Source organism: Halomonas sp. (genome assembly GCF_041689495.1).
In the GTDB taxonomy this organism is placed as follows: Bacteria; Pseudomonadota; Gammaproteobacteria; order Pseudomonadales; family Halomonadaceae; genus Halomonas.
The window spans coordinates 1-3,875 of sequence record NZ_JBDNGD010000376.1; the positions used below are offsets into that span (position 1 = coordinate 1).

Genomic DNA, 3,875 nt, shown 5'->3' on the forward strand with positions numbered 1-3,875 from the left:
CCCCGATTGTGACGGTTACGAGATCGAGAAGGGCAAGTTTCGCATCAAGGGTTATGACGGGCCGACTCTCGAGTGCGACAAGTGCGGCAGCGAGATGCAGCTCAAGACGGGGCGCTTCGGCAAGTACTTCGGCTGCACCAACAGCGAGTGCAAGAATACCCGCAAGCTGCTGCGCAGCGGGGAGGCGGCACCGCCCAAGATGGACCCGATCCCCATGCCGGAACTCGAGTGCCAGAAGGTCGATGACCACTATGTGCTTCGCGACGGCGCCAGCGGCCTGTTTCTGGCGGCGAGCAAATTTCCCAAGAATCGCGAGACCCGCCCGCCCCTGGTCAAGGAGCTCAAGACTCATGGCGAGGAGCTGCCCGACAAGTACCGCTACCTGCTGGAAGCCCCCAGCGAGGATCCGGACGGCCGTCCGGCGCAGATCCGCTTCTCGCGCAAGGCCAGGGAGCAGTTCGTGATGACCGACAAGGACGGCAAGGCCAGCGGCTGGAAGGCGATCTTCGATAACGGGAAATGGCAGGTGGAGGACAAGCGCAAGTGACGCCGAGATCCCGTACCAATCAGCTGCTCTACCAGGCCGAGCTGCTGCTCGAGCTCCGGGCCGGCGACGATGAGCATGGTGATTCCAGGCGTATGGCGCTCGAGGAGGGCGCCCTCGCGCTGGCCGAGCTGGCGCTCGTGTCCCTGCTTCGCGAGGTCACCGAGCATGCCTTGCTGGAGCATCACGATTGGCGGGAGCTGCTCGGTTCCGGCGGCGCCGGCATCGCCGAGCTGCAACGGCTTCGCGAGCTGGTAACACGCCCCGACAGCTGGCTTGCCTGGCTTGTCGCCAGGCTCGAGGCCCTGCATGACAGCGATGGCGTAGCGCGACGCGCCAGCAGCGCCGCTCAGGGGCTGATTGCCGTGGGCAGTGGCGCGGCCCTGGCCGATGAACTGCGCTGGTGTCTCGGCGAAGCCAAGGCGGAGATTGCCGCCCTGCGCGAGACCAGCGAGGAGTGGTAGCGCCGGTCACTGATCATGCCTTGGGATCCGGCCCCAAGGAAAAATTAGCCATGTTCGTCGATGTCCAGAACGTCTATTACACCACTCGCCAGGCCTTCGGTCGGCACTTCGACTACAACGCCTTCTGGGCGCGCTTCACCGCCGGTCGCGAGGTGCTGGTGGCCAACGCCTACGCAGTGGACAGAGGCGACCCCCGCCAGCGTCAGTTCCAGGCCATCCTGCGTGGCATTGGCTTCGAGGTGAAGCTCAAGCCCTATATCCAGCGCCGCGATGGCTCCGCCAAGGGTGACTGGGACGTGGGCATCGCCCTGGATGCCATGGAGTCCGCACCCTTCATCGATCGGTTGGTGCTGGTCTCGGGCGATGGTGACTTCGATATCCTGGTCGAGCGGATGCGCGAGCGCCATGGCGTGACGGTGGAGGTGGTCGGCGTGGCGCGGCTGACCGCCGATTCGTTGATCCGTGCGGCCAGCCTTTTCGTGCCAATCGGGGGTGACATGCTGCTCTAGCAGGTGGAAGCCAGGATGTGAGCGGCGCCGATAATCGGTACAATCGCGCGCCCTCCATGTACCGACCGGACCTTTTTGTGATCTCCACCGCCAATATCACCATGCAGTTCGGGGCCAGGCCCCTCTTCGAGAATGTCTCCATCAAGTTCGGCAATGGTCACCGCTACGGTCTGATCGGTGCCAACGGCTGCGGCAAGTCCACCTTCATGAAGATCCTCGGCGGTGACCTGGAGCCCTCCTCGGGGCAGGTGATGGTAGAGTCAGGCGCGCGGCTCGGCAAGTTGCGCCAGGACCAGTTCGCTTTCGAGGACGAGCGGGTCATCGACACCGTGATCATGGGCAACCATGAGCTCTGGCAGGTCGCGGCCGAGCGCGAGCGCATCTATGCGCTGCCGGAGATGAGCGAGGAGGACGGCATGGCCGTGGCCGACCTGGAAGTGCGCTTCGCCGAGCTCGACGGCTACACCGCCGAGTCTCGGTCCGGCGATCTGCTGCTGGGGCTGGGCATCCCGCTGCACCAGCATACCGGCCCCATGGGCGAGATCGCGCCGGGCTGGAAGCTGCGTGTGCTGCTGGCCCAGGCACTCTTCGCCGATCCCGACGTGTTGCTGCTCGACGAGCTCACCAACCATTTGGACATCAACACCATCCGCTGGCTGGAAGCCATTCTGAACGCGCGCAACAGCACCATGATCATCATTTCCCACGACCGCCACTTCCTCAACAGCGTCTGCACCCGCATGGCGGATCTGGACTACGGCGAGATCACGCTGTTCCCCGGCAACTACGACGACTACATGACGGCCGCGACCGCGGTACGCGAGCGTCAGCATGTCGACAATGCCAAGAAGAAGGCGCAGATCGCCGATCTTCAGGCCTTTGTCAGCCGCTTCTCCGCCAATGCCTCGAAGGCCAAGCAGGCGACCTCCCGGGCACGGCAGATCGACAAGTCGGTGATGGTGATCTCGGGCGGCGAGCAGGGCCGCATGCTGTTCGGCAAGCTGGCGCTGACCCGGCCCAACGTACTGCTGATGGACGAGCCCACCAACCACCTGGACATGGAGTCCATCGAGGCGCTCAACCTGGCGCTGGCGAACTACCCGGGGACCCTGATCTTCGTCAGCCATGACCGCGAGTTCGTCTCCTCCCTGGCCACCCGCATCATCGACATGGGCGAGGAGGGTGTTACCGACTTCAGCGGCGGCTATGATGAATACCTGCGCAGCCAGGGCCTCTACAGCTGACGGATGATGCTCCCCCGGGGTGGTCATGAACCCGGCCGACATCTCCGCATGCCCTTGAGTTGATATGCATCAAGCGTCATTGACGCCGTTTGGGTAGGATAGAGTAGAGAAGGCATTCGTCGACTCGCTTCCCCGCAGCCAGCCCCGTCGCCGCTGGGATGCAGCGACTCTTGGACCATGGAGGAGACCATCATGACCGACCAGATCCTATCGCCCAAGATACTCGGCTATTGGACTGACGAGCAGCGGCGCGAAATTCCCGATACGTCAGGCATCTTTCTGGTACTCCGTGCGGGCATCGATCCGGAAACGAAGACCGTGGACGTCCAGGAGTTGCTGTACGTGGGTGAGCATCGCAGTGCGCGTTACGGCGTCGAGAACGATACGGCCCGGACGAGGTGGTAGACCTTTCTTCAGCCCGATGAGGAACTCTGGTACGCCGTGGGGCTGTGTAGCTATCTCCATCGCGATCGCCCGGCCGCGGCGATGATCAACGCCCACAAGCCGCGCTTCAACGACCACAGCGAGTATCTTGACCACTTTCCCTTCGATGAAACGACTGTCCACGTCTACGGCAAGAAGGACAAGTTGCAGAGCATCTTTACCGTACAACGCAGTGACTGAGGCCATCCGGACAGAAACGCCAGATGCCGCTATCCTTGGTGCGATGGACTGGGTTTCTTCGGACGAACCGGGATATTCGAGATCTGGCAACCCACACCCGAGGATCATACCCGCATTCTTCGCCATGAAGATGAACCCTTGCTGCGGCGTGCACTGATCGATCGCGGCGAGACTCTGATGTTTGCCGATGGCCTCGAGAAGGCCGACAGGGGTATTACCTCCCTTCAGGAGGTGTTTCGCATGGGGGCTATCCTCGCCGCCTGAGGTGTTAGTGTCAGGTTTTCGACGAGATGTCGACAAGAACTGACAAGGTGCCATCGATTGGGGTATAAACGTGGTCAGCTATCAGCCTCGGACGTGACTTGTTCGGGGCGCTCGATCCAGGACTCAGGAATGACAGAGAGAATGCCGCCATGACTCATCTTTCCCGCCGACGCTTCGCCCTGGCAGTGCTCGGTGCGCCCCTGGCGCTCCTGGGGTCCGGAGTGGC

7 protein-coding genes are annotated in these 3,875 nt (G+C 62.7%); all 7 read left to right on the forward strand.

What is annotated here, in order from left to right; genetic code table 11:
* Positions 1 to 547 (forward strand): topoisomerase DNA-binding C4 zinc finger domain-containing protein (locus tag ACESMD_RS11725; RefSeq protein WP_372613344.1); only part of this gene is annotated, 547 nt, incomplete at its 5' end.
* Positions 544 to 1,008 (forward strand): DUF6586 family protein, encoded by a 465-nt coding sequence (locus tag ACESMD_RS11730; protein ID WP_372613346.1) that lies wholly within the window; start codon positions 544 to 546, stop codon positions 1,006 to 1,008. The genes ACESMD_RS11725 and ACESMD_RS11730, both read left to right, overlap by 4 nt.
* Before the next feature lie 50 nt (positions 1,009 to 1,058).
* Positions 1,059 to 1,517 (forward strand): NYN domain-containing protein, encoded by a 459-nt coding sequence (locus ACESMD_RS11735; RefSeq protein WP_372613348.1) that lies wholly within the window; start codon positions 1,059 to 1,061, stop codon positions 1,515 to 1,517.
* A 77-nt stretch (positions 1,518 to 1,594) separates the two neighbouring features.
* Positions 1,595 to 2,761 (forward strand): ATP-binding cassette domain-containing protein, encoded by a 1,167-nt coding sequence (locus tag ACESMD_RS11740; protein ID WP_372613356.1) that lies wholly within the window; start codon positions 1,595 to 1,597, stop codon positions 2,759 to 2,761.
* A 192-nt stretch (positions 2,762 to 2,953) separates the two neighbouring features.
* Positions 2,954 to 3,166 carry a hypothetical protein gene (locus tag ACESMD_RS11745; RefSeq protein ID WP_372613350.1) on the forward strand — a complete coding sequence of 71 codons (213 nt, stop codon included), beginning with the start codon at positions 2,954 to 2,956 and terminating at the stop codon, positions 3,164 to 3,166.
* A gap of 36 nt (positions 3,167 to 3,202) precedes the next feature.
* Positions 3,203 to 3,385: a hypothetical protein gene (locus ACESMD_RS11750; RefSeq protein WP_372613352.1), complete on the forward strand. Its 183-nt coding sequence runs from the start codon at positions 3,203 to 3,205 to the stop codon at positions 3,383 to 3,385.
* 138 nt (positions 3,386 to 3,523) lie between these two features.
* The gene (locus ACESMD_RS11755; protein ID WP_372613354.1) at positions 3,524 to 3,649 is read left to right on the forward strand and encodes a hypothetical protein; all 126 of its coding nucleotides are present in this window, start codon (positions 3,524 to 3,526) and stop codon (positions 3,647 to 3,649) included.
* The last annotated feature ends 226 nt before the right edge of the window (positions 3,650 to 3,875 follow it).

What these genes read in the sequence shown, in the direction of transcription:
- ACESMD_RS11745 (WP_372613350.1), top strand. Translation starts at nt 2,954, where the DNA reads ATGACCGACCAGATCCTATCGCCCAAGATACTCGGCTATTGGACTGAC.
- ACESMD_RS11735 (WP_372613348.1), top strand. Translation starts at nt 1,059, where the DNA reads ATGTTCGTCGATGTCCAGAACGTCTATTACACCACTCGCCAGGCCTTC.